General features: G+C 43.7%; 27 protein-coding genes. 11 read left to right on the top strand and 16 right to left on the bottom strand.

Going from position 1 to position 25,324, the window contains the following annotated elements; genetic code table 11:
* Positions 1-3: 3 nt before the first annotated feature.
* The 12 genes from flaG to nrfB form a co-directional block, all read right to left on the bottom strand.
* On the bottom strand, positions 4-432 hold the full coding sequence (gene flaG / locus H2O73_RS15155) for a flagellar protein FlaG (protein WP_182109709.1): 429 nt from the start codon (positions 430-432) through the stop codon (positions 4-6).
* Between the two features lie 74 nt (positions 433-506).
* Positions 507-1,640 carry a flagellin gene (locus tag H2O73_RS15150; protein ID WP_182109708.1) on the bottom strand — a complete coding sequence of 378 codons (1,134 nt, stop codon included), beginning with the start codon at positions 1,638-1,640 and terminating at the stop codon, positions 507-509.
* 245 nt (positions 1,641-1,885) lie between these two features.
* Entirely contained in the window at positions 1,886-3,019 is a 1,134-nt protein-coding gene (locus H2O73_RS15145; RefSeq protein WP_182109707.1) for a flagellin, read from the bottom strand.
* Between the two features lie 244 nt (positions 3,020-3,263).
* Entirely contained in the window at positions 3,264-4,397 is a 1,134-nt protein-coding gene (locus H2O73_RS15140) for a flagellin (RefSeq protein WP_182109706.1), read from the bottom strand.
* Positions 4,398-4,519: 122 nt separating this feature from the next.
* Positions 4,520-5,422, bottom strand: coding sequence for a Dyp-type peroxidase (locus tag H2O73_RS15135; protein ID WP_182109705.1), 903 nt, complete (start codon positions 5,420-5,422; stop codon positions 4,520-4,522).
* Positions 5,423-5,490: 68 nt separating this feature from the next.
* Positions 5,491-5,955, bottom strand: a complete 465-nt coding sequence (locus H2O73_RS15130) for a DUF2919 domain-containing protein (RefSeq protein WP_182109704.1) — start codon at positions 5,953-5,955, stop codon at positions 5,491-5,493.
* A gap of 110 nt (positions 5,956-6,065) precedes the next feature.
* Positions 6,066-6,500, bottom strand: a complete 435-nt coding sequence (locus H2O73_RS15125) for a cytochrome c-type biogenesis protein (protein ID WP_182109703.1) — start codon at positions 6,498-6,500, stop codon at positions 6,066-6,068.
* 4 nt (positions 6,501-6,504) lie between these two features.
* Complete coding sequence (locus tag H2O73_RS15120) at positions 6,505-7,035, bottom strand: DsbE family thiol:disulfide interchange protein (RefSeq protein ID WP_182109702.1); 531 nt, start codon at positions 7,033-7,035, stop codon at positions 6,505-6,507.
* Positions 7,016-8,911 carry a heme lyase CcmF/NrfE family subunit gene (locus H2O73_RS15115; protein ID WP_182109701.1) on the bottom strand — a complete coding sequence of 632 codons (1,896 nt, stop codon included), beginning with the start codon at positions 8,909-8,911 and terminating at the stop codon, positions 7,016-7,018. The genes H2O73_RS15120 and H2O73_RS15115 overlap by 20 nt, the downstream gene beginning before the upstream one ends.
* A 2-nt stretch (positions 8,912-8,913) precedes the next feature.
* Positions 8,914-9,885, bottom strand: coding sequence for a cytochrome c nitrite reductase subunit NrfD (gene nrfD / locus H2O73_RS15110; protein WP_182109700.1), 972 nt, complete (start codon positions 9,883-9,885; stop codon positions 8,914-8,916).
* Positions 9,885-10,571, bottom strand: a complete 687-nt coding sequence (gene nrfC / locus H2O73_RS15105; RefSeq protein WP_182109699.1) for a cytochrome c nitrite reductase Fe-S protein — start codon at positions 10,569-10,571, stop codon at positions 9,885-9,887. Before nrfC ends, nrfD begins: the two co-directional genes overlap by 1 nt.
* A gap of 1 nt (position 10,572) precedes the next feature.
* Positions 10,573-11,160, bottom strand: a complete 588-nt coding sequence (gene nrfB / locus H2O73_RS15100) for a cytochrome c nitrite reductase pentaheme subunit (RefSeq protein WP_182109698.1) — start codon at positions 11,158-11,160, stop codon at positions 10,573-10,575.
* 484 nt (positions 11,161-11,644) lie between these two features.
* On the opposite strand from nrfB, the gene nrfA reads away from it, so the two are divergent.
* On the top strand, positions 11,645-13,063 hold the full coding sequence (gene nrfA / locus H2O73_RS15095) for an ammonia-forming nitrite reductase cytochrome c552 subunit (protein ID WP_182109746.1): 1,419 nt from the start codon (positions 11,645-11,647) through the stop codon (positions 13,061-13,063).
* Positions 13,064-13,216: 153 nt separating this feature from the next.
* Here nrfA and H2O73_RS15090 read toward each other — a convergent pair whose 3' ends face one another.
* Entirely contained in the window at positions 13,217-13,756 is a 540-nt protein-coding gene (locus H2O73_RS15090; protein WP_182109697.1) for a TPR domain-containing protein, read from the bottom strand.
* Between the two features lie 91 nt (positions 13,757-13,847).
* Here H2O73_RS15090 and H2O73_RS15085 point away from each other — a divergent pair, with 91 nt between their 5' ends.
* Complete coding sequence (locus tag H2O73_RS15085) at positions 13,848-14,195, top strand: DUF2956 domain-containing protein (protein WP_182109696.1); 348 nt, start codon at positions 13,848-13,850, stop codon at positions 14,193-14,195.
* Complete coding sequence (locus tag H2O73_RS15080; protein WP_182109695.1) at positions 14,176-14,520, top strand: DUF4156 domain-containing protein; 345 nt, start codon at positions 14,176-14,178, stop codon at positions 14,518-14,520. Before H2O73_RS15085 ends, H2O73_RS15080 begins: the two co-directional genes overlap by 20 nt.
* Before the next feature lie 8 nt (positions 14,521-14,528).
* On the opposite strand, the gene H2O73_RS15075 is transcribed toward H2O73_RS15080, so the two are convergent.
* A complete protein-coding gene (locus H2O73_RS15075) occupies positions 14,529-14,816 on the bottom strand; it encodes a winged helix-turn-helix domain-containing protein (RefSeq protein WP_182109694.1) in 288 nt (95 codons plus the stop codon).
* Between the two features lie 199 nt (positions 14,817-15,015).
* Here H2O73_RS15075 and H2O73_RS15070 point away from each other — a divergent pair, with 199 nt between their 5' ends.
* From H2O73_RS15070 to H2O73_RS15055, 4 genes are read left to right on the top strand one after another with little or no spacing between them, the layout of a single operon-like run.
* Entirely contained in the window at positions 15,016-15,363 is a 348-nt protein-coding gene (locus H2O73_RS15070) for an ArsC family reductase (protein WP_182109693.1), read from the top strand.
* 17 nt (positions 15,364-15,380) lie between these two features.
* On the top strand, positions 15,381-16,514 hold the full coding sequence (gene dapE / locus H2O73_RS15065; protein WP_182109692.1) for a succinyl-diaminopimelate desuccinylase: 1,134 nt from the start codon (positions 15,381-15,383) through the stop codon (positions 16,512-16,514).
* A gap of 2 nt (positions 16,515-16,516) precedes the next feature.
* A complete protein-coding gene (locus H2O73_RS15060) occupies positions 16,517-17,197 on the top strand; it encodes a M15 family metallopeptidase (RefSeq protein ID WP_182109745.1) in 681 nt (226 codons plus the stop codon).
* Positions 17,197-17,376 carry a DUF2897 family protein gene (locus H2O73_RS15055; RefSeq protein ID WP_182109691.1) on the top strand — a complete coding sequence of 60 codons (180 nt, stop codon included), beginning with the start codon at positions 17,197-17,199 and terminating at the stop codon, positions 17,374-17,376. The genes H2O73_RS15060 and H2O73_RS15055 overlap by 1 nt, the downstream gene beginning before the upstream one ends.
* A 36-nt stretch (positions 17,377-17,412) precedes the next feature.
* Here the strand turns inward: H2O73_RS15055 and H2O73_RS15050 are convergent, their stop codons facing one another.
* Positions 17,413-18,189 (bottom strand): Zn-ribbon-containing protein, encoded by a 777-nt coding sequence (locus H2O73_RS15050; RefSeq protein ID WP_182109690.1) that lies wholly within the window; start codon positions 18,187-18,189, stop codon positions 17,413-17,415.
* A gap of 2 nt (positions 18,190-18,191) precedes the next feature.
* Positions 18,192-18,737, bottom strand: a complete 546-nt coding sequence (gene syd / locus H2O73_RS15045) for a SecY-interacting protein (protein ID WP_182109689.1) — start codon at positions 18,735-18,737, stop codon at positions 18,192-18,194.
* 86 nt (positions 18,738-18,823) lie between these two features.
* Between syd and queF the strand changes: the two genes are divergently transcribed.
* The 4 genes from queF to ppnN all read left to right on the top strand — a co-directional run bounded on the left by queF (position 18,824) and on the right by ppnN (position 25,270).
* Complete coding sequence (queF, locus tag H2O73_RS15040; RefSeq protein WP_182109688.1) at positions 18,824-19,669, top strand: NADPH-dependent 7-cyano-7-deazaguanine reductase QueF; 846 nt, start codon at positions 18,824-18,826, stop codon at positions 19,667-19,669.
* Between the two features lie 14 nt (positions 19,670-19,683).
* Positions 19,684-21,954 (top strand): tetratricopeptide repeat protein, encoded by a 2,271-nt coding sequence (locus tag H2O73_RS15035; RefSeq protein WP_182109687.1) that lies wholly within the window; start codon positions 19,684-19,686, stop codon positions 21,952-21,954.
* Positions 21,955-22,064: 110 nt separating this feature from the next.
* Positions 22,065-23,630 (top strand): GGDEF domain-containing protein, encoded by a 1,566-nt coding sequence (locus tag H2O73_RS15030; RefSeq protein WP_182109686.1) that lies wholly within the window; start codon positions 22,065-22,067, stop codon positions 23,628-23,630.
* A 272-nt stretch (positions 23,631-23,902) separates the two neighbouring features.
* Entirely contained in the window at positions 23,903-25,270 is a 1,368-nt protein-coding gene (gene ppnN / locus H2O73_RS15025) for a nucleotide 5'-monophosphate nucleosidase PpnN (RefSeq protein ID WP_182109685.1), read from the top strand.
* Positions 25,271-25,324 lie beyond the last annotated feature (54 nt).

The following is a 25,324-nucleotide window of genomic DNA, read 5'->3' as shown; positions in this document are numbered from 1 at the left end:
CGATTACACCTTATCGATCAAAAGCCCAGAAGAATACCGGGCAGTCTGCTCTCTAAGACGTCGCAAGACTTCTAGCATTTCTTCATCGGGTATCTGCCGAATAATTTCGCCAGTACTCTCTTCGTAAATAGTTACAACATCTCGCCCAGATTGTTCATCAATCCGAAACGATAAACCAGTTTTGATAGAGGAGATAAACTCGTTCATCTGCTCTACCGCTTTCTCTCGCTCTTGCTCTGAAAGTTTCTGCTTTGCTTGCACAACTTCCATCGCCTGTTCAATCCCACGTGAGGTTAACTGGTCTATTTCTGATGCCACATCTCTCTTCGAAGGTAAGGAAACACCTTGCGGGTTATCATATTCCGAAGCAATTTTAGTGCCACTTTGTGAGCCATAAGACTGGATGTTCGACGCGTAGGATGGTATTTCCATAACAATCTCCCTTCCACCTCATAGGTAAACAACATTTCACGCTTATTTACCTAATCGGCTCGGCATTGTTTGCCTTAACCCAAAAGGCTCAATGCAGCTGTTGGACTCTGCTTCGCTTGCGCCAATACTGACGTACTCGCTTGCTGCAGAATCTGCGATTTCGTCATTTGGGTCGTTTCTTTAGCGTAGTCCGTATCACGAATACGACCACGCGAAGCGTTGACGTTCTCGTTGATATTTTCTAGGTTGTTAATTGCATGTCCAAAACGGTTTTGGAATGCACCCAGTGAGGCACGTTGGCTATCAACTGACTTTAGTGCACCGTCAATTACCGACACAGCAAGCTGTGAACCAGCAACAGTCGTAACATCAACATCAGCAACCGTCACTTCTTTCGCCGCAGCAAAGCCTAGATCAGTCCCTAGAGCACCAGCGATAGTGACGTCACCATCCACTTTGTTAGTTGCGGCGAACACTTGCATCTTACCGTCTTCACCAACCGAAGCTTTAACATCTTCACTTTGACCGTTTATGTAGGTCGCTAGTTGCTCAATGTCATCGCCCTCTTTGGCGTTGATGGTTAAAGATTTAGCCGCACCATGCACATCAGTGTAATCCAGTGTGATATCAGTAGCGCTGGAATCCACACGCCAATCAGCGGCTTTACCCGTAGCTGCTACGTAAGATTTACCACCCATATCAGCAGTATCTGAACGCATATTACCCATGCTCAGTTGAACTGCTTCACCAGAACTCGAACCTATTTGGAAAGATTTACTACCAAATTGACCATTCAAGAGTTTGTTACCACCAAAAGAAGTTGTCTCTGCAATACGATTTAATTCATCGTTAAGTGCTGTGACTTCTTCTTGAATTGCAACACGCTCTGAACGTGAGTTCGAACCATTTGATGATTGCAATGCAAGGTCGCGCATACGTTGCAGAATGTTGGTGGTTTCATTCATTGCACCTTCTGCTGTTTGCGAAATCGAAATGCCATCGTTGGCATTTTTTACTGCCATATCTAAACCGCGACTTTGAGACGTCAAACGGTTTGAGATTTGCAGACCCGCTGCATCATCTTTTGCACTGTTGATTTTGTAGCCAGACGACAAACGTTCCATCGACTTCTGCATACCATCGGTAGCATTGTTGACATAGCGTTGTGCTGTCATCGCAGACACATTCGTGTTTACGTTGATTGCCATAATTGATCTCCTTAGGCATTAGGGCATGCATATCCGTGTCTCTCACCTCACTTCAATGCATATCATTTCTCTCAGCCCTTTAACGGCTAACAAAATATAACCTTTAGAGAAAACTTATCTTTTTTTCCTAAACTCTCCATTTAGTAAAAAAAACGTGAGACCTCTCCAGATCTCACGTGCAATATTTGCTCGTTACAAAAACAAAAAATCCAGCCGAAGCTGGATTTTTTCATTCACTCTAACAATTAGCCTAGTAGGCTTAGTGCTGAGTTTGGCGCTTGTTTTGCTTGAGCCAAAATTGAGCTTGAAGCTTGAGAAAGAATTTGCGACTTAGTCAGTGCAGTTGTTTCTTTCGCAAAGTCTGTATCTTTGATACGGCTCTTAGATGCATTAACGTTTTCGTTGATGTTATCTAGGTTGTTAATTGCGTGTTCAAAGCGGTTTTGGAAAGCACCAAGCTCTGCACGGTGGCTATCAACATACTTAAGTGCTGAATCGATTACCGCCACTGATTCTTGAGAACCACCTACTGTTGTTACGTCGATATTATCAACTGTTTTCGCAACGCCAGCACCCATTGTTAGTTCACCAGCTAGTGAGCCTGCAAATGTTACTGCGCCATCTACTTTGTTGTTATCAGCGTAAACTTGAAGTTTACCTTCTTCGTCAACTGATGCTTTTACCATATCAGTTTGACCATTGATGTAAGTTGCTAGCTCTTCGATATCATCACCTTCTTTAGCAACGATATTAATTGTTTGAGCTGTGCCATCAACATCTGTTAGCGTGATATCTAGTGCGTTTGCAGCAGAATCAACTGTCCATGAAGGCTCTTTTGCTTTTGTTGCAATGTAGCTAGTACCGCCCATGCCTGCATTGTCACTGCGCATGTCGTTTAGTGTTAGCATTACTGCTTCACCGTTGTCAGCACCGATCTGCATTGATTTAGTAGTGAACGTACCATTTAGCAGTTTGTTACCACCAAATGATGTCGTTTCTGCAATACGGTTTAGTTCGTCGTTTAGCGCTGTTACTTCTTCCTGGATTGCTACACGCTCTGATTTAGAGTTAGAGCCGTTTGAAGACTGTAGCGATAGGTCACGCATACGTTGCAGAATGTTTGTTGTTTCGTTCATTGCGCCTTCAGCGGTCTGAGCGATAGAGATACCGTCGTTAGCGTTACGTACCGCTACATCTAGACCGCGGCTTTGTACATTAAGGCGGTTTGAGATTTGTAGACCAGCTGCATCGTCTTTTGCACTGTTGATTTTAGAACCAGACGATAGACGTTCCATTGAAGTCTGTTGTGAGCTAGTTGCTTGGTTTAGGTAACGCTGAGCTGTCATTGCTGAAACGTTAGTATTTACATTCACTGCCATGGTGGTTTCTCCAATTGATTTTCCGATGTTTCCGGTTTCCGACGTCTCGGAAAACCAAGTAGTTCTCTCAAAGTTACTTTTATTAACGGCGCTAGTTCGAAAACCTTTAGAAAAAATTTAAGTTTTTTTTGATAAAAAGACGTTTGGGGGGAATAGTGTGACTAAATGGATAAAAGCAGAAAAAAATAACTTTTTTTACTAAAGTTCGTTGGTTGAAGGTCGATACATTTTTCTTTTTTAAAATCTAGCCGAGTAGAGTCAACGCGAGATTAGGTTGTTGCTTGGCTTGAGCAAGAATAGACGTACTCACTTGTTGCAAAATTTGCTGCTTAACCAGTTGAGTAGTTTCTTTAGCATAATCCGTATCTTTAATTCGGCTATTTGAGGCTGCCAAATTCTCATTGATGTTGCCTAGGTTATTAATTGCATGACCAAAACGGTTCTGCATTGCCCCTAGTTCAGCACGATGACTATCGACAAATTTTAAGGCTGTATCAATAACAGACACTGCGGTTTGCGCTCCCCCCGCATCGGTTATATCAAGGCTGTCCACAGCCTCATAACCACTCACACTCATATTGAGTTGATTAGCTAAACTGCCAGAAAAGCTGATTGTTCCTGCGGTCTCGCTCCCCGCCATGTAGATTTGCAATTGCCCCTCTTCATTAACAGAAGCAGACACTTTGTCGGTTTGCCCATTAATGTAGGTGGCAAGCTCTTCAACATCATCACCCTGCTTGGCTTTGATTTGAATATTCTCTAACTCACCCATGGCATTGGTATAGCTCATATTAAGCTGTTGCTGCCCACTACCAACCACCCAATCAGAGCCCGCCTTTGCTGCTGCGATATAACTAAAGCCGCCCATCGAGAGTGTATCTGTTCGCATATTTTTTAAGGTGACTTGTACCGCTTCACCGGAACTTGCACCGATCTGAAAAGAAGCGTCTTTAAACGAACCGTTGAGTAATTTTCGACCACCAAAGGAGGTAGTTTCAGCAATTCTGTTCAATTCATCATTCAAAGCACCCATTTCTTCTTGCAATGCCTGTCGCTCAGAAGCGCTATTTGCACCATTGGCAGACTGCAATGACAAGTCACGCATACGCTGCATGATATTGGTGGTTTCTTTTAATGCCCCTTCAGCGGTTTGCATTATGGAAATACCATCATTGGCATTACGCATCGCAACATTTAAGCCACTCATTTGGCTTTCAAGACGATTGGAAATCTGTAAACCTGCGGCATCATCTTTAGCGCTGTTAATACGGCTCCCTGAAGAAAGTCTCTCCATAGATTGGTTCAACAAATGTGTCGCATTGCTCAAGTGGCGCTGCGCAGTCATTGCTGAGACATTGGTATTAACTGTAATGGTCATAAAACAGATAGCCTAATAAGTGGTTACTTCTTTATCGGCAATTGCAGGAGAACTTTAAGGATTTTGATTTAAAAAACAAAAGCCGAGCATCCATGTGCTCGGCTTTCGGTATAACAATCAGGTTATTTCAGTGCGAGTTTTTGTAGCATCTCACTACTTGGAGCAAAGAAATAAGCACCAGTGACCGCATGCGTAAAGCGTAGAAGTTGGTCAGTTTTACCATCTGTCTCACCATACATGCTTTCAAGCATGGTCTTAAAGTTATGCAGTTTATTACAGTAAGCAATAAACAGTAGACCATGCTCACCGCTCACAGTGCCGTAAGGCAAGCTATGACGAACAATCTTCAGACCTTTGCCTTCTTCTTTAATATCTACACGACCAACGTGCGAAGCTGCCGGAACGTCGTCCAATTCGATAGAGTCAGGTTTAGTACGCCCAATCACTTTTTCTTGTGCTGCGACATTCAAGCGATTCCATGCTGGTAGATTATGAATGAAGCGTTGCACCATGACATAGCTGCCGCCAACAAATTCACCTTCAGGGATAATCGCAACTTCTTGGCGTACCGCTTCTTTCGGATTCTCTGTACCGTCAATAAACATCGTCATATCACGCGCATCTAGGTAGCGGAATCCTGCAGTTTCATCAACCACGATGACGTCGTCAGCAATCTCGCCCAACAGCTTACGCATCACGTAAAAGTGCAAATCATGACGGTTAGAATGCAAGTGAACCAACACGTCAACATCCGTAGTTGGCGCAACGATATCGCCTTCACCCAATTGAGGAAATTCAATCAATTCCTCTGGCATGGTTTGGTTTAGCTGGCTCCAGAAACTATGCGTAAAAGCAATTGATAACGTCAATTTTGCTTCTGGTTGTTGTTGATTAAGTTCAGCAACAAGTGCTGGCAAGGCTTGTAATTGCGCCAACACTTGTGGTGCATTTTGACGCACTTTTAGTTGCGTGTAATGTGCGAACGGTTCCGCTTCTGGAAGGATAGCCGTTTGAGGGTATGACATTTATTTGCTCCTCATTATTTTAATTTTGCTCAGTGTAGCCATTATTTTTTACCGAGTATTGATTATGATCACTTGCCACTAGTTTCATTTATTTTAAAACAATCTCTGACGGTTTTACTCTTGCATACATAAATGGCAAACCACAGCAACGCCAACATGATCACGCCATTGGTCCAGCTAAAAGCCCCAGCTTGCAGATAGACATGGTAACCACTTTGAATTAATTGGCTTGCAGTCGCCATCAAAGTTATCGGTTTACCCCAAGAGACAATTTTTGCCACCCAGCGACGTTCAGGCGAACGCAAACTGATCAACCACATCAAGACGATACTCGGTAAGCCCATCGCCAATCCAAGGTAGAGCATATCGTGGTCTGGATAAACATAACTTAATATCGTAGCACCACTGTCACGGCTTGCCCCAGCAACGACAAACACGACCCATGCTTTGGCGAGCAGCATCCAGCCTAGCCAAAGCCACTTAGGCGCATGAAGGAAACCATTTTTGTCATATTGTTCTATTGAGTAAAGCACGAGACAGGACTTATTGAATTGCAGAAAAGATTGCCGTCACTCTATAACAATTCACTTTGCTTTCTAAAGCACTATTTCACTATCCATTTAGAAAACTAAGTTATGAAGAATTAGCTATTGGAATTTCGACGGGTGATCTGCAGGGCGCTACGCAAAATAAACAACAGCAAAACGACCACAGGTAACCCCCAAAGAATGGCATTACGTAAAGAAAACTCTGGCTTATAGCGAACAAATTCACCATACCTCGCCGTCATGTAATCGATCACCTGTTGATCACTTTGCCCTTGATTTTTCATTTCAAAAACAATCAACCGTAAATCCAGTGCAATCGGCGAATTTGACTCAATGAGGTTTTGGTTTTGACATTGTGGGCAGCGTAGCGACTTGGCTAAGGCGATCGCCTGTTGCTGCATTTCAGGTGAAGTAAACTCAAACAATTCGACCTGTGTTTTTTGAGCATCACTTGAATCAACAAATATTTGTGTAGACTCTGCCAATACAACAGAGCTCATCAATAACAAAATACCCCATAACCACCGCATTGAATTACCCCACACTCGCAAAATAGTGCGCAAAAAACGCCTTCCAGCTCTTCTCATCTAACAAGCCGCTGTATTTATAAACGATATCGCCATTTTGATTGACGAGATAGGTTTCTGGCGTGCCAACCACTCCCAGATCAATCGACAAATTTCCTTGAGGGTCATAGATTACCGCTTGGTACGGGTTTCCCAACTCGGTTAAATAACGTAATGCTTGAGGGCGTTGATCTCGGTAGTTTAACCCCACGATAGGTACGCCTTGCTTAGCGAGTTGATGAAGGAATTGATGTTCAGTTCGACAAATACCACACCATGAAGCCCAGACATTTACGATTTGATACTCTTGCTGGAAAAGATCTTGAGCCGTTGTCGGCTGTTGTTTGATTAAGGTCGACAGTTGTTGTGTGGGAAATTGCCTTACTGTCGGTTGTGTTTGTGGTCCAAATTGTTGTGTCTGTACCCCCAGCAATAGCAAAGCAATAAACGCTGCTAAACCCACAATAAAAACAGCAATTTTATGCTTGCTTAGCCACATAATCGCACTCCTTGATTTGATAACCGGGTAGTAAAGCGAGCAAGGCTCCGCAAGCCGCAATTAACACGCCCAACCAAACCCAGTTTATATACGCTTTGTATTGAATCTTAACTGCGTAAGCCCCTGCACTGACTCTAGGTCCAAGTGTTAGATAATAATCGCCGAACCAAGTACTGTGAATTGCTGGCTCACTCATGTTCATCACACGAACAGGATAATGGCGACGCTCAGGTGTTAGAACAAATGTTCGTTCACCTTGGCTAAACTGCACGACGCCTTGCTGAGCGGTATAGTTACCGCCTACATACCAATTAGTTTCTAAATAATCGACTTGCCACTCAGCCACTTGGATTGAGGTTCCTGGTGACATTTTTTTATTCATTTCATAAGAGTGCTGCGAATTCATCACGGCACCCACGGCGCTTACTGCTAAACCGATATGCGCCAAAATCATAAAAGTAATTTTTCGATGACGTGCCACCCAATATAGATGCCCTATTACCACCCAACTTGCCACTCCCCACACTAGTAAGGTGGTAAAACTGACAGCATTCACTTGTAAGGTATAAACCCCCCAGCCTACCAAGGTGCTAAGCGCAAACAAAACGCCAATAAAGCGCCATGATGCACTCACCCCTGAGTGGCTTTTTACAAACGGCACCATCCCCATAGTCCCGAGAACAAGCACCGTTAAAGGCAGAAACAAGGTATTGAAATAGGGGGCTCCTACAGAGACCTGACCAAACCCAAGCATTTGATAAATCATCGGGTAAAACGTGCCAAGCAACACTGTTAACGTTGCAACTGACAATAACCCCAACGCCAATAAAATCAGATAACTTCGACTAAGTAGTGATTCTATCGCCCGACTCTTTATTGAGTCAGCACGGCTGATCAGCAATACAAAACCTGCCGACATTGCGCAAGCAAGGATCAAGAGCAGAGCGATGCCCTTATTCGGATCAACGGCAAACGCATGAACTGAAGTCAAAATGCCAGAGCGAACAATAAAGGTACCTAAGATGCTTAAGCAAAACGTAATAAGTGCAAGCGTCAACGCCCACAATTGCATCTGTTGATTGCGTCTTACCGCGACCATTGCATGCAGTAGAGCCGTCCCTGTTAACCAAGGAAGTAATGAGGCATTTTCAACCGGGTCCCAAAACCACCACCCACCCCAGCCCAATTCGTTGTATGCCCACCAAGAGCCCACCAAAATCCCCACCGTGAGACAAAACCATGCTGATAGTGCCCATGGTAGGCACATTCGGATCCATTGTTCACTTTCAGTCGGGTTCATTAATGCGGCTAGAGCAAAAGCAAATACAGTAGAGAAACCGATATAACCTAAATAGAGAAGAGGTGGATGGAAGATCAAACCAATATCTTGCAGCATGGGGTTAAGATCACGCCCTTGCTCTACGATTGATGGTGAAAATACAAAAGGATTGGAAGCAATCAGCGTAAACCAGCCAAACGCGGCGACAAACAGCATCATTACCCATAATACGTCTTGAACAAAACGCCGCTCATGCCCCTTTTTCAACGAAATAAGCGCCGACCATAACGATAAGGTAAAGACCCAAAATAGCATCGAGCCTTGATGCCCCCCCCACACGGCGGCGACTTTAAAATAGATAGGCAATGCAACGTTAGAGTGCGACGCCACATAGTCATATTGAAACTGGTCTTGAACGAACAAAACCGCCAATAAAATAAGGCTTAATGACGCCAATAAACCATTCAGCCTTGCGATGTTGGATAAAGAGAGTGGTTGAACTAATTTTTGTTGCTTCTGCCAAGCGTAATAAACCGCACTCACTGAACTTGAAACAACAACCCAAATAAGAGCAAAATGCCCCCACTCTCCTACCATTGTTATACCACCGTCATCTGACCTGCGTAGAGGATAAAGGTACGTAACATGAGTACGCCAACCAAACTCAATAACGTTACAACAAAAATGTATCCTCCACTATGGCGAGTTTGTTTTGATGTGATGCTGTTGAGAACCAAAGGTAAAACCATCCCTATCAGTACCACACCAAACCAGAACCAGTTTGACCAAAAACCACCACCAATGGCATTCCAAGCCGCCACTTCATTTTGACCACCACTGAAGATCAAGCCAGTAAAAAAAGTCACTAGCACAAACAATTCAAACATCACCACCGGGCGCTCAATGTAGTGAACCCAAGACACACTCGGGCTTGACGCTGGCTCTTTAAACACCAAAACACCAAACATTAAACAAGCGGCGACTCCAGAAGAAATACTTGAGAAAAGGAACAAAATAGGTAGAACTGGATTGTTGAGCATTGGGTAAGTTTTCAATGCCGATAACAAAAAGCCAGTATAGGCAGCCAAGATAATGGCAAGGAAACCAAGAAATAGCTCAATTGCATTGCTACTATTTTTCAGCTTTATCAACAGACCATCAGCCCAATTGAGTAACCCATCCGGTAGTTTGCCATCAAACCAGTTCATGATCGGCGCTCTAAAGATCATTCCAATCCAAATAAACAGCACCACCATATAGACTTGGAAGAGAATCACACCCATCGACATCACGGAGGTTGGGTTGAAGAAAATCATGATCTTCCAAAAAGACAAAGGTTTAGTGAGGTGGAAGATAAGAATCGTCAGACCCGATATGATGCCAAATGGCGCAAGCCATGCCATCGCCTTCATGATACCGTTATTCGCAGGATCCCCTTCAATGACACGGCGCTTAAGATACAGCGCAATCATCACCGCACCGGCTGACATACCTGCTAAAAAGAGATAAACCGCAATGATCCAGTCCCAAACCAGAGAATCAAATTGAAACGCACTCTCAAATCCACTCATTATGATATCTCCCCTTTTTGATGAGGCACTTTGTACAACTTAGGTTTGGTTCCTAACTGTACTTTGTCGCGATATACCACTTTGTTCTCAATCACTTGGTTAACATCACTGCTTGGATCATTCAAATCACCAAAGGTAAGCGCTTTGGTCGGGCACGATTCAACACAAGCCGGTTGCTTTCCTTCCGCCAGATTTGTATCTCGACAGAAGTTACATTTATCCGCAGAGTGATCGTCTGGATTAAAGAAACGCACTTGATATGGGCATGCCGCTAAGCAATAACCACAGCCGACACATTTCTCTTTATGCACATCGATAATGCCGGTTTGCTCATCTTTATAAGCAGCCCCCGTTGGACAAACGTAGACACATGGTGGGTTTTCACAATGCTGACATGACTTTCGAGTAAATCGATAAGTCACATCTGGGTATTCACCCTGAGGATCGCTACGGAGGATCTCTAAGCGCGACACGCCTTCTGGAACGTTATTTACGTCACGACACGCATCGGTACACGCTGTACAGCCGATACATGCCGTTTCATCATGGACCATCCCATAGCGTTTTGCAGGTGACGCCTCATCAGCAGCAACAGTCTGAGTGCTCAACACCGATAAACCTACACCGCCAGTTGTAAAAATGACTGCCCCAGTACCTGTTAAGAAGTTTCGTCTAGAACATTTCATACTACTTCTCCTCCTTCAACTGAGTCATATCAGAGTGGCAGTCGACACACAATTTGATGCGCCCTTTGCGTTCCAGCCCCAATACCTTGGCATCACTTGCGTGGACATCGTGACAATTTGAGCAGGTCAAATTCTTAGCATGCACATCATGTGTCCAGCTATATTCACGCAACTCTGGTGGTTGGTGGCAATCGGTACATTGACTGTTTGCTTTAAGAATTGCCTCTGGATCGAGCTGCACTTTTTCGTGACCAGCCTGAGATTGAGCACTGCTAAACTTAGTGACCTGTGGGGCACCTTCACGGTGATCAGGACCAATACTGACATGGCAATCAACACAATTAACATCGCGTCCTAACGACTTATGCGCTTCCTCGCCATGAGAGCCTAATAGCGTTTCTTTGGAGTCCTTGTGACATTGAATACACTTGTAGTCTTTATCACGAGTAAGGGTGACTTCATGTCGTGTAGTTTGAGGGCTTGCCTCAATTGCTGACGTATCGGCAACGGCATGAAGAGAATAACCATAGAGGCATGATGAAAGGATAAACTTCAGCATCATGACTATGGCCAACTTGATATTGCCCATATTATTCTTTCCTCGTTACCATTCTTTTTCCACTTAATACAACCAAAGCGAAATTAAAATGGATTAAAAATTAAAATCCTTCGACACCTATTTAACGTGTCAAATGAAATCAATTCTTATTTTGGAAAAGCCACAACGCTATTAATTAGTTTACTCGCTTATTTTTTCAGCAACACCTCCTCATCTTCAAAACTAGATCACCATCACCAACTGACTGTAATCCCGTAAAATCAGCCACTTAATGATAATAAATCACATTATCAAACCCGCACCAACAGCCTAACCCTTTGGGGGTATACCCTATTATTTATGACGCTGATCACCTATAAAAATTGATCTTAAACAATCAAATTAGAATGGGTAATAAACAAACGTTTACAGTTTATTACAATGTGTATCAGCAACTCCGATTCTTAGTTTGGAATATAGTCAGAACACAACGCTGCTAATAAAAACAGAATATGGAGATAGCACTGTGAATAAAATGCACTGGATAAAATCATCCGCTGCAGCATTAGCGATAGTGGCAAGTACCGTTATAAGTGCCACCAGCGTTGCTGCACCTGAAAATAAAGACTTAATCGATCCTCGTAACGACGCTTACGAGCAACAACACCCCGACCAGTATCATTCTTGGAAAGCCACGTCTGAAAGCAACAGCTTAGATGATGCACTGGCTGACGATCCTAATATGGTCATTCTTTGGGCAGGCTATGGCTTTGCCAAAGATTACAATAAAGCCCGTGGGCACTTTTACGCCATTGACGATGTGCGCCAAACCTTGCGTACTGGGGCACCAACCGACGAAAATTCCGGTCCTATGCCTATGGCCTGTTGGAGCTGTAAAAGCCCTGATGTTGGTCGCACAATCGATGAACGAGGCGAAGATGGCTATTTCTCTGGTAAATGGGCGCGTTTAGGTGATCAAATCGTCAATCCGATTGGCTGTGCAGACTGCCACGACACCCGTAGTGACGAATTCAAAAATGGTGAACCAGCCTTAGCATTAGCCAAGCCTTACGTTGATAGAGCATTCAAAGCGATCGATAAACCATTTGAAAAACAGTCTCGCTTAGACCAACAAGCTTCGGTATGTGGACAATGTCACGTTGAGTACTACTTCACAGGAGAGAACAAATCAGTGAAGTTCCCATGGGATATGGGCACAACGGTAGAAGACATGGAGAAATACTACGATGCGCTTGGGTTTAAAGATTGGACTCACAAAGTCTCTAAAGCCCCTATGCTAAAAGCACAACACCCAGGCTATGAAACTTGGCGTGACGGTATCCATGGTAAAAACAAAGTCGTCTGTGTTGATTGCCACATGCCAAAAGTAACCAAAGAAGATGGCACGGTTTATACCGATCACAAAGTGGGTAACCCATTTGACCGCTTTGAAGATACCTGTGCAAATTGTCATACTCAGACTAAAGACCAGATGCTTGAAATCGTTAACACTCGTAAAGCACAAGTACTGAACATGAAGCTTACGGCTGAGAAGCAAATCGTTGCAGCTCACTTTGAAGCAGGCGCAGCATGGGACGCGGGTGCGACAGAAGAAGAGATGGCTGACATTCTACAAGATATCCGCCATGCACAGTGGCGCTGGGATTACGCTATCGCTTCACATGGTGTCCATATGCATGCACCAGAAGTGGCACTAGAGGTACTCGGTACTTCTGTTGATAGAGCAGCTGATGCACGTACTAAGTTGATCCGCTTACTTGCGAAAAAAGGCATCACCGACCCAGTGAAACTGCCTGACATCTCAACGAAAGCAAAAGCACAACAAGCATTAGGCATGGATATGGAAACCATGAATGCTGAGAAAAAACACTTCTTAGAAACCGTTGTTCCTGAATGGAATAAAAAAGCAGAGCAACGTGAAGCACAATATTAAGTAAGAAACAGATTTAAGTAAGAAACAGATTTAAGTAGAAAACACAGCTAAGTAAGAAACAAAACGATGAAGCCAGCGATTAAGCTGGCTTCTTTTTTTGGTTCTATCATGTGTATCACTAAACTAAGCTGCTTGAGGGTATTTGGGTAAACACTACTGTGAAGCTTGCATCTGCTTTGCTTGATTGAGCGCTTGAATAATGGAGACTCGATCTAAATCAGGATTTTGAGACTCGAGTAACTGAGTCCACAATGCCACCGCTTGTGAGTAACGAAGGCTAATAAAGTGATCACTAGCCATTAGCGTCAACGCTGTCATATTGTCCGGTTCAAGCTCAAGAGCCTGCTCAAGCAAACCTTTTACTTCCTCTGTAATACGCTGCTTTTCGATATAGTAGATTGCCGTCGCTTTTGCGGCTATCTGGCTGGCACTCGGCTCATCATTTAACCGAACCGCATAATCAAAACAGATCAGTGCTGATTGGAATTCTTGCTGATTCAAGTATCCATGCCCCAACTGAAACCACAAATCGGCTTGATTTGGGTCTTGTTGTAACGCGGCTTGAATATCAGACATTTGTTGTTGGTGAGTAAACACTTCTTGCTTTAACACATCGGGCGTTGGCGGGGAGCCACGCAATACAAAAAACGCAGGTATAGAGAGCAACATACTGGTGATAAGTACTTTCTTCATCAAATAAGCCTCTTAACGGATTGCGTAATCTAAAAGCGATTATATCGTGATAGGATAAGAGTATCTTTGATCCAGCAGTACATATAAAACGATGAAAAACAAAGTTATCCCATCTCAGCAAACACAGCAAGAAGCGGCAAGCATTGCCAAGGCAACTCAAAAGCAAGGGCAATCTAAAGAGCAAACAAAACTTATCGCGCAAGGTATTGAAAAAGGCATCGCCCTTTACAAGAAACAACAAAAAGAAAAAGCTCGCCAAGCCGATAAAGCCAAAAAGAAAACCATCAAAGCTAAGCGTGAAGAACAAGAGAGCGCTCACGAAGTCGAGCAGCCGCAGGTTGCCAAAACTACAACACGAGCGAAAAACGCTATACTTCCATGGTCTTTACTCATCATCAGTTGGATTGGATTTATTACTTATGTCACACAGTTTGCGTAACACGGTCTTATTAGTTCTAACTGGGGTATTGTTATCTGGCTGCAGCGCACCTTTCACGACGCTAGAAACGTCGGCAGCCGATGTGCACGTGAGAATGGATAGCGGATTCAATGCCGATGAATGCGATTGGTTAGGAGAGGTCACTGGCACCGAGGGACATTGGTACTCTTACCTGTTTTTTAACAATGACGCGATGGTGCAAGGCTCACTGAACGACATAAAAAATCGCGCCAAGAAACTTGGCGCGAATACCGTATATATGATAGCTCCACAGGATTTTACCACCTCATTTACCGTGGTAGGGAATGCATATAAGTGTGGATGAAGACACAGCTAAGCTCTAAAGCCTAGACTGGAAGCAATATCTGATTCTCGTTCACTTACCCATTGGCTATCGAATGGACCCCAATCTGAAAGCTGATAATAACCATCATTATGGCGTCTACCATCTTGTACAAATGCAAGCTCAATTCCGATGCCAGGCAGCGCTTTGATCACGTCTTGAATAGTTCGACGTGGCCAGCCAGTTTGCTCAATTAATTTAGGAACATTTGGACGCTCTAAACTTTCAACAAGAAGAGCCAAATACAAACGCCTTGCAAAAACAGGACTCAGTTCCATTGATACCTCCTATAAACTTCAGCAGCCATTATTTCTGTTTAGCCAAACAATATGTTGCGTTTGATCAATAACTCGCGTTGCTAGTCCCTTTTTGAGAGTATTTTTTACTCATCAAAATATATGCGTCACATTTTTGTCTCACTGCAAAGTTCCTGATAGGATTCAAAAATAATAAAAAAGTCACTTCAAAAGGTTCATCATGACAATCAAAATGTACGGTATCGCAAATTGCGACACGATAAAAAAAGCAAAAAAATGGCTTGAAACGGCAAGCATTCCCTTTGAATTTCACGACTACCGAAAACAAGGTATTGATTCAGAAATGATTTCAGAATTTTGCCAAGCGTTGGGGTGGCAAAACGTACTCAATAAGCGTGGCACGACTTACCGTCAATTAAGCCAAGAACAAAAAGACAACCTTAACGAACAAAGCGCATTAGCATTACTGGTAGAACAACCGGCAATGATTAAACGCCCTATCTTATTGGTGAATAACCAATACCATATTGGATTTAAAGCGGAGCAATACGCCGCTATTTTTGCATAACGAAAAGGATTTCAAGGATGACAGACAGCCCTGTTTTGGCTCTGGCAAAAGATCTTATTAGTCGTCAATCGGTAACCCCTGAAGATGCGGGTTGCCAACAATTGATGATAGAACGCCTACAAGCCTTAGGTTTCGAAATCGAAGTGATGGTGTTTGAAGACACCACGAACTTTTGGGCAAGACGTGGTAGCCAAGCGCCATTATTTGCTTTTGCTGGTCACACTGATGTTGTACCCGCAGGTCCACTTGACCAATGGCATACCGCGCCATTTGAACCAACTGTGATTGAAGGTTATTTACACGGTCGTGGTGCTGCCGATATGAAAGGCTCACTCGCTTGTATGATTGTCGCGGTTGAGCGCTTTATCGCAGAACATCCTGATCACAACGGGTCACTTGCCTTTTTGATCACTTCAGATGAGGAAGGTCCATTCATCAACGGCACGACACGTGTTGTCGATACGTTGATGGCGCGAGATGAAAACATTGAGATGTGTATTGTAGGCGAACCATCAAGTACGCACGCCGTGGGTGATGTGGTTAAAAATGGTCGTCGTGGCTCTATGACTGGCGATTTGCGCGTTAAAGGAACCCAAGGGCATGTCGCCTACCCTCACCTTGCTAATAACCCAGTTCACCAAGCTTTACCGGCATTATCAGAGCTTGCCACAACAAAATGGGATAACGGCAACGATTACTTCCCGCCAACCAGTTTTCAAATACCTAACCTTGCGGCTGGCACTGGAGCATCCAATGTGATCCCGGGCGAATTTGATGTGCAATTTAACTTCCGTTTTAGCACCGAGCTCACCGACAGCGAAATCAAGCGTCGCGTGCATTCAACACTGGATGCACACGGTTTGGATTACGATCTAAACTGGACATTGAGTGGACAGCCATTTTTAACCGATGCAGGTGCACTACTCGATGCGGTGGTTAAAGGTGTTTCTGACGTAAATCATAAAGCGCCAGATCTACTCACGACTGGTGGTACTTCAGATGGGCGCTTTATCGCCAAAATGGGTGGGCAAGTGGTTGAGTTAGGTCCGGTCAATGCCACCATTCATAAGGTGAATGAATGTGTCAGTATTGCTGATTTGGAAAAACTGACAGATATGTATCAAAACATATTGGAGAATGTATTAGCGTGACAATGACGCCTGAGCAGCTTTGTGGCATAACCAGCGATCATTTGGTCGAACTTCTGTTTGGTCAAAAGACATTCTTAGTTCACCCTGAGGTGAAAGAAGATTTACTGAGTTTAAAACACGCAGCTGCTCAAGCCGGGTTTAATCTCAATATTGCTAGTGGCTTTCGTGATTTTGAACGTCAAAAGATGATTTGGAATAACAAGATGGCAGGTAATAGCGCCATCTTGGATAGCGACAGTCAGCCATTAGATGCCAGTACACTTTCCACGGAACAAAAGATTGATGCCATCTTACGTTGGTCTGCTTTGCCAGGCGCAAGCCGACACCATTGGGGCTGTGATTTTGATGTATTTGATCGGAATTCTCTACCGAAAGAAACCAGCTTACAACTGGAACCTTGGGAGTATTTAGACGGTCACCAAGCCAAATTTTACCTGTGGCTAAAAAGCAACTTATCGCAATATGGTTTCTTCTTTCCCTACGCGGAAGATTTAGGTGGTGTCGCTCCAGAGCCTTGGCATATCAGTCACAGTTCAACCGCCAGTCATTGTTTAAAACAACTCAGTGTAAAACAGCTTAGACAACGTCTACGTTTGTCACCTGTTATGGGCAATGAAGTAGTGCTAAAGCAGCTCAATAAGATCTACAATCAATTTATCAGTAACATTAGCGGAGAAGTATAATGGACTTACTAACCAATCCTTGGGTGATCATTGCTATCGTGCTTGCGGTCATTATTGGCAATATCGCTGCACTGAAGTACACCGCCAATATGAAGATGGGTCAAACAAAGAAAAGAACGCCATCAATGCCAAGCGAACAAAACACTCAAGATTCAGAAAAAAAAGACCCGCCGGAATAGCAGGTCTGTTCTATAGTGAGCATTTTTCTCAATCGGTTACTTAATATGATCCCACGAGATGTTTGAGACAATGCGGCACTCATCGCACTTGAAATAGAAAACATCATGCAGCGGCTCATCAAGCAGCCATTCGCCACCACACTTAGGGCATTTGCGCGCCTGTTCTTCAACCAAGCTTTTTCCACCGACTCGATACTGATAGTAATAGGTTGGAATTTTAGTTAAGTACTCCATGCGACCACGTAAGTCCCACCCACGGCGGAACAGTACACTGTCTACATCGCAGATTTCGTGCAGCGCCGCGTGCTCCGCACGACATCCACCAGCCATTTGCAATTCATCGCACGCTTGCCACTCTGTTTGCCACTTTACTACCGCTTTATGATCACCATTTAATGTCGGCGGGTTACGGTACAGTGGGATCGGTAACAGAGTTTCACCACTGCGCAATGGTGAACAAGTATGCACATAAGTGGTATACAGTACTTGCCAACTTGGCGTTTCTTCTTCCGCCGCTTGTTCTGAATTTAAATCACGCCCGAGTAAGCGGACTTTTGGCGTCAACAAACACGCATCAGCAAGGCGGTTAATACACACTTTGACAAAATCAGAATGATTTTTCGGGTGCAAGCTTTCCTTTTCAGGACAAACTGCACGGACAAAGAATTCACCCTCACCCATAACGATAGGAAACTCACGCCCGAGCACTTGACCGTTGTAACGCAGTGCATCCATTAAGCCATTTATCGCTTTATCAATCGCACTTACTGTTGTGTTATCAAAACATTCAAACTGCAACTCTACAACGTACATGCTTACACCACTGGCTCAAGGTTTGATAAAAACTCACTGAGGTTATCAGCCAATACATCTCGCTTGTCGGTGCCTAAACGCTCAAGCACAACATTACCCGTGATATTACAAATGGAGATCACATCCAGCTCTGCATCCGTGGCGGCTATAAATACCGTTGGTTTGAGCTTTAATCGACGCTGAGTCACTAAATGCCCAAGAATGTTCTCTTGCAAGCGGACAAAGTCTTCATCATTCCACACTTGCAACAATGACAGTTCGTTGCCATTCCAAGTTGCGTCCATATCTGCACTGTATTGTGATCCGTAGAATATTTTAATATCTTCATGCAGGGTCAATTCAATGCCATTCTCTACATTGGTAAAATCAGCAAACTGCTCACGAGGGTACGTTTTCCACTCCACGCCCTCGTCACGTTGTTGCTCAACACACGGGGAAATCAGCTCTACTAACTCTTCACTTACAGGCAAACAATCATGTTTTTCTTGGTGTTGAGAACAATATTTTTCGCTAAATATGCGTAGGGCTTGCAAGGCATTATCCGCCATTCGAGTCTCCAGAGTAGTTGTGTTAATGACACTGAGTGTGAGATTGCGTAAAATTCCCGATATTCTAATCGAAATCCATCCAAAGTATGAGCAAATATTCAGACGCTAAAGAGCTAGCGGGATTAACACTGGGTCAAAAGACTGAGTACGCTAGCCAATATCAACCATCGTTACTTCAACCTGTGCCTCGCAGCCTAAACCGCAATGATCTCGAACTTGGTGACAGCTTACCATTCAAAGGGTGCGACATTTGGACACTGTATGAGTTGTCTTGGTTGAACGAAAAAGGTTTACCGCAAGTCGCTGTAGGTGATGTAAGCATCCCTGCGACCAGTGCCAACTTAATCGAATCTAAGTCGTTTAAACTCTACTTAAACAGCCTCAACCAAACTCGCTTTGCCACTTGGGATGAGGTTGAACGTACTCTAATAAAAGACTTATCTGCGTGTGCTGGTGAAGAAGTCTCAGTGACCTTACGCTCGGTGGTAGACTATACCGACTCAGTGATTGTGACTATGCATGGCGAATGTATTGACGACCAAGATATTGAGATAACCAGCTACGAATTTGACCACCGTTTATTAGCGGGGGCAACGACAGATGAAGTGGTGGAAGAAGCACTCCATAGCCATCTTCTCAAGTCTAACTGCTTGATAACTAACCAACCAGACTGGGGCAGTGTCGAGATTCAATACCAAGGTCAAAAAATCGATCGCGAAGCTCTGTTACGCTATATCGTCTCGTTCCGTGAACATAATGAGTTCCACGAGCAATGCGTTGAACGTATCTTCACTGACATCATGAAATACTGCGAACCAAGTAGTTTAACGGTTTACGCTCGTTATACTCGTCGCGGTGGACTGGATATCAACCCATATCGCTCAACTGAACAAGTGCAACCGAATCACAATCAACGCATGGCTCGTCAATAAGGAAAAAGCTAAGGATGCTAAAACTGCGCTGGGAGCGTTGGCTCTTTTTACTGGTGCTACTACTGTCGAGTCACTCGATGGCAAGCCCTGTTTATACTTCACCAACGCTTAACGAAGCAAACAGCCTAGTCGAAATTGTACCCAAACAAGCTCGCCGTTTGGCGAGCGACTTTCTGTCTCAGCGCAAGTTGTCAAACAGCTCAGAAAAAAGCCCTTCGGCTATATCACGAGATGAAGCAGACAGTCGCATTCGCACACCCGGAGCAACTATCGATGCTCTGAGTATTTTAGCGGATGCAGAATTCAACCTTGGTAACCCTAAAGCGGCTCTTAAACATCTCGCAGAAGCAAAAACGCTGACTGAGATATATGAATTGCCCTATTTAGGTTTAAACATCCAATTACATCAAATTCGTTTGCAATGGCAATTTAGTGGTAATGGCATCTTAGCTCGCGAGCAGTTACACAAAGTAGATGAAGCCTACAAACAAATAAAGAACCCTGAGCAGTTAGCGCAAGGTTTAAAGTACCAAATGACAATGTTGAAGGCTGAAATCGCATCAAAGGAAGGTGAACTAGAGGTTGCCAACCAGCTATTTGCACAAGTAAAGCCTTATATCGACAACGTAAAATCCTCTTATATTATTATCAGCTATCACATCATTGTTGGTGAACACTTACTTGCGCACAAACAATTCAATAAAGCACTCTCTGAACTTCTTATTGCCTATTGGAAAGCCATTGAAGAGGATTCTCGTGCACTACTGGGTAAAGTCAATTATCGCTTAGGGCAGCTCTTCTATGATCGAAAAGTATTAGACAAAGCCAACAACCATTTATCTCAAGCTGCCGATTTCTATGACAACTATGACGATTCCCCGCTTCTACCTGCGGTGTTGAAACTCATGGGTGACAGTTATTACCTACAAGGCAAGTACAACCTCGCGCTAGTTCAATACTTCAATGCGATGGATCACGAGCGCACCATCAACAACATCAACAATGAGATCGAAGTTCGCATCGCACTCTCCGCAACATACTTACACTTGGTAAACTTCCCACTTGCCGAGCAGTATTTAGAGCGAGCCGAAGAGTTACTGCAATACGCCGAAGCGCCTAAGTTAAGAGCCCATGCCCATCTGTTATGCGCAGGCTTATCAGCGGAAAAGCGTCTAGCGGACAAAACAATTGATGAAGCGAAAAAGGCGCTAGATCTCGCCAAACAAATAGATGACATCAGCATACAAAAACATGCTTATCGTCTGATCAACCGTGGCTATGAGCTAAAACAAGATTACAAAACTGCGCTAGAGTACTTTAAGCATTACAGTGCTCTTGCCACAATAGAGCAACAACAGCTTGATCTGATTAGTGAAGACGCCTTTCGCCAGCAAAAAGACTTTGTTGAGCGAAATATTCACTTAACTGGACAACAGCAAGAGCTTGCCAATGTGCAAACGGAATATAAAAAGTTTCAAAAAATCGCTTTTGTGATGTTCCTGATTGCCTCACTGCTGTTTATCTTCTTGTTGCGTCGCGGACACATTATGCGTTTGCAAAAAGAAGACATCGATAAACTCAATAAGAACTTATTTACTCACTCACGCTCGGGATTACGCAACCTACGAATGCTCAAATCTAAGCTTCCAGCGTCTTTAGAAGCAAGTAGTGATCAATTTGAAAAATGGTCGGTCGGTGAACTGATCCACGAACCGTTGAATGACCGATTACGCTTTGTGATGGTGGATGTGCCCTTTTTGCGCAACCTCCATATGCAGCACGGATATTCAGAAGGTCTCTCTTTAGAAAAAGAATTTGGTACATACCTAAAGAGCAAAGTGGTCTCTCCTGCGCGTATTTATCATTTTTCTGACGCAAATTTGCTCTACATTGAACCCAATAGCGATCGCAATAGTGATCCTAATGCGATGGTGGAAAAAGTTCAGCAATGGGTCGCTGAATTCAAACCACAGAGAAAACTAAACCGTATTGTTCGTATAGGAATGGTGGACTATCCATTTTTGCCTAGAGCCTATACCGCGCTAAACGACAAAGAACTGATCGATATATTGTTGATGGCAACAAGTGCAGCACGCACATTAAGCCTAGATGACCACACCAGTCATTGGGTGTATTTGAAAGCAATAGAAAATGCACCAGCAGCAAGCTTAGCAACAGGCAATGTACGTAAAGCCTGTAAGCACTCCATCAGCCAAGGGCTAATTAAAGTTCATTCATCATTCAATAATGAGGAGAGCCTCAAAAAAATATTAAAAGATGAGTAATTTACACGCATTCCTCGGCAACATGTCGTGACGAATCGAATTAATTTGTTATTATCTATAAATTAATTAATAGGACTATTCTGGTCCAATTATAATAAGAATATAGTTACATGGGCGTGCTCGAAAAAGATATTCAGTCTCAGCTTCACACTCTGAAATCTCAATTGGAACAGGCTCGATTGACGCAAAGAGATACATCTTTCAAGTTCAAACGAGAGCTGCAAGTATTACAGCGCGTGGTAACTTCATTAAGTAATGCGTGTATTAGTGATGATCCAAATTTGCAATCACAGCTTCAAGAGCTTAAATTTGCAATTGAGAAGCAGAAAGACATTAGTGCATTAATACCGAAATTATTGGTATTAGAACGTTTAATTAAACAACATACAGTGGCTATGGATTCGCACAAACAACAGCTAGATTCGCAAGTAAAACATGCGGGTGAAACGCTGCTTCGCGTTGCCGGCATACCTTCAAAGATCAAACGCGATCTTCGCGATTTGCTGAGTTTTTGCGCCAGTCACCAAAGCTCTCGTTCTGAGCAAGCGATGAAATTACTCGCGATATATGAACGCTCAGTCAAAATTCTTATTTCAAACCCTGATTCTACTAGCGTTATTTTATCGAATGAGGCTGACAAAGAGTTACTGCAGCAACTCAATAGTGAATTGCAACATCTCATTACCGAGCTCGACTTTACTGGCGAGTCTGGTGAGCTACTCAATGATATTCGTGCCAAGCTGTTGCTTGGAGTGAACACCCAATCTTTACTTGAAGAAACACTGCACATTTTAAAATTAGTGATTCAAGGCACTCACTACGAGCGTAAAACATCACAGCAGTTTTTGGCTCAAGTAAATGACACCCTTTCCGGTTCACTTAAAAGCTCAGCACAACTCACGGATCAAAGCGAAAGCTACTACCAACAACGTATTGAACACGGCAAAGAACTCAGCACATTGCTTATCAATGGGCAATCTACTCTGTCACAATCTCAATCGTTAGAAGAAGTGCAAAACAACCTTTCTCCACTTTTCGAGCAGCTTAACTCACTCAATGAGCGGCTGAAACATGCGGAAGAACGAGAAAAAGCGCTACTTAAACGAATGAAATTCAATCATTGCCAACTAGAATCGCTACATGAAACCACGCAGGATTACCGCCGAAGGCTGGATGATCAAGCTGAGCGAATGCAGCAAGATCCATTGACTCGGGTTTACAACCGCTCGGCGTTTAATGAGCGTTTGGAAGTAGAGTACCGCCGCTGGATCCGCAACCAACATAGCTTGCGAGTAGTAAAATTCGATATAGATAACTTCAAAGCCCTCAATGATAGCTTTGGTTATACCGCTGGTGATAAAGCACTAAAGATTATCGCCCGAAATATCAAATCAGAACTGAGTGATATGGATACCCTCGCCCGTTTCACTGGCGAGGAATTTATTGTACTACTCCCTGAAAGAGCCGATCCAGAAAGCTTCGAGTTGGTAAAAAACATTCAAAGACAAATCTCACGACTGCCATTTAAGTTCCGTGAGCAAAGCATCTCTATTACGGCAACAGCTGTCAGCACTCGTTTCAAAGATTCTGATACTCCTGAAGAAATCTTAGAATGCTTAAGAGCTATGCTAAGAGAAGCGAAGTCTATTGGCCCTGAGCAGACGCTCTGGAAGTAATTTCATCCTCTTGCCAAATTAGACCGTACAATTTTATAAGCCGCTTAGGATAATATCTAAGCGGCTTTTTTATTTTTACCATTTTGTGATAGGTTTAAAGATATCAATTGCTTAGTAATACGGATTTGAGCAATTGATAGGATACCCCCTCATAGGGAAATGCAAACCGATCAAGCAAATAGCAAAACGGTTCTGCGCTATAACAATAAAAACAATAATGGTTAGTTCTTCGTAGCAACGAAAGCGACCACGATATAGTCAAGGAGGTCACCATGATCACCCACATCAGTCCAGCGGGTAGTATGGATTTACTCTCTCAACTTGAAGTTGAGCGCCTTAAGAAAACCGCATCGAGTGATCTTTACCAACTCTACCGTAACTGTACCCTCGCAGTATTGAATTCCGGTAGCCACACTGACAACTCCAAAGAGCTGTTAGACAAACATAAATCGTTTGATGTAACCGTCATGCGCCGTGAACGTGGTATCAAACTAGAATTGGCAAATCCACCTGAACATGCATTCGTCGATGGACAGATCATCAAAGGTATTCAAGAACATCTATTTGCGGTGTTACGCGACATTGTCTACGTCAATATGCACTTAGCGGATAATCAACGTTTAAACCTGACCAATGCCACCCACATAACCAACTTGGTTTTCGGTATTCTACGCAACGCCAGTGCCTTAACACCGGGCATTGAACCGAATCTAGTGGTCTGCTGGGGTGGACACTCCATCAATGAAACCGAATATCAATATACGCGCTTAGTCGGTAACGAGCTTGGCTTACGCGAACTTAATATTTGTACGGGTTGTGGACCAGGTGCAATGGAAGGGCCAATGAAAGGGGCGGCCATCGGTCACGCTAAACAGCGCTACACTGATCAACGCTACTTAGGGTTAACCGAACCTTCAATTATTGCTGCCGAGCCGCCAAACCCTATCGTTAACGAGCTGGTGATCATGCCAGACATCGAAAAACGCTTAGAGGCGTTTGTTCGTATGGCGCACGGCATTGTAATTTTCCCTGGAGGTCCGGGTACCGCAGAAGAACTGCTCTATATTCTTGGCATCATGATGCACCCAGAAAATGCCGATCAGCCACTGCCTATCGTTCTAACTGGACCAAAAGAGAGCGAGGCTTACTTCCGTTCGATTGATCAGTTTATTGGTGACACTCTAGGTGAAGCGGCGCAAAAGCATTACCAAATCGTCATTGATGATCCAGAGCAAGTCGCGCGCATCATGAAGCAAAGCATGGACCAAGTCCGTCAACATCGTAAAAATACGGGTGATGCGTATAGCTTTAACTGGTCATTAAAAATTGAACCTGAGTTCCAGTTGCCATTTGACCCTACCCACGATGCGATGGCGAGCCTAGACTTACACTTGAACCAACGCCCTGAAAACTTGGCAGCAGCGCTTAGACAAGCATTCTCGGGCATTGTCGCGGGTAATGTGAAAGCAGAAGGCATTCGTGAAATCGAGCGTAAAGGACCATTCATTTTAGACGGTGACGCGGATCTAATGAAAAAAATGGACCGACTATTGAAAGACTTTGTTGAGCAGCACCGGATGAAACTCCCTGGGGGCAGTGACTATGTACCATGTTATAAAATTGCCACTTCGACGAAATAAGACTTTCTAACTCAGTTCCATTACAATAAGGGCCTGTGGCCCTTATTTTTTATA

Origin of the sequence: Vibrio marinisediminis, from assembly GCF_014050145.1 — a bacterium.
Classification (GTDB): domain Bacteria; phylum Pseudomonadota; class Gammaproteobacteria; order Enterobacterales; family Vibrionaceae; genus Vibrio; species Vibrio marinisediminis.
The sequence above is the reverse complement of the archived record's forward strand: the minus strand, read 5'-3'. Positions and strand labels throughout refer to the sequence as shown.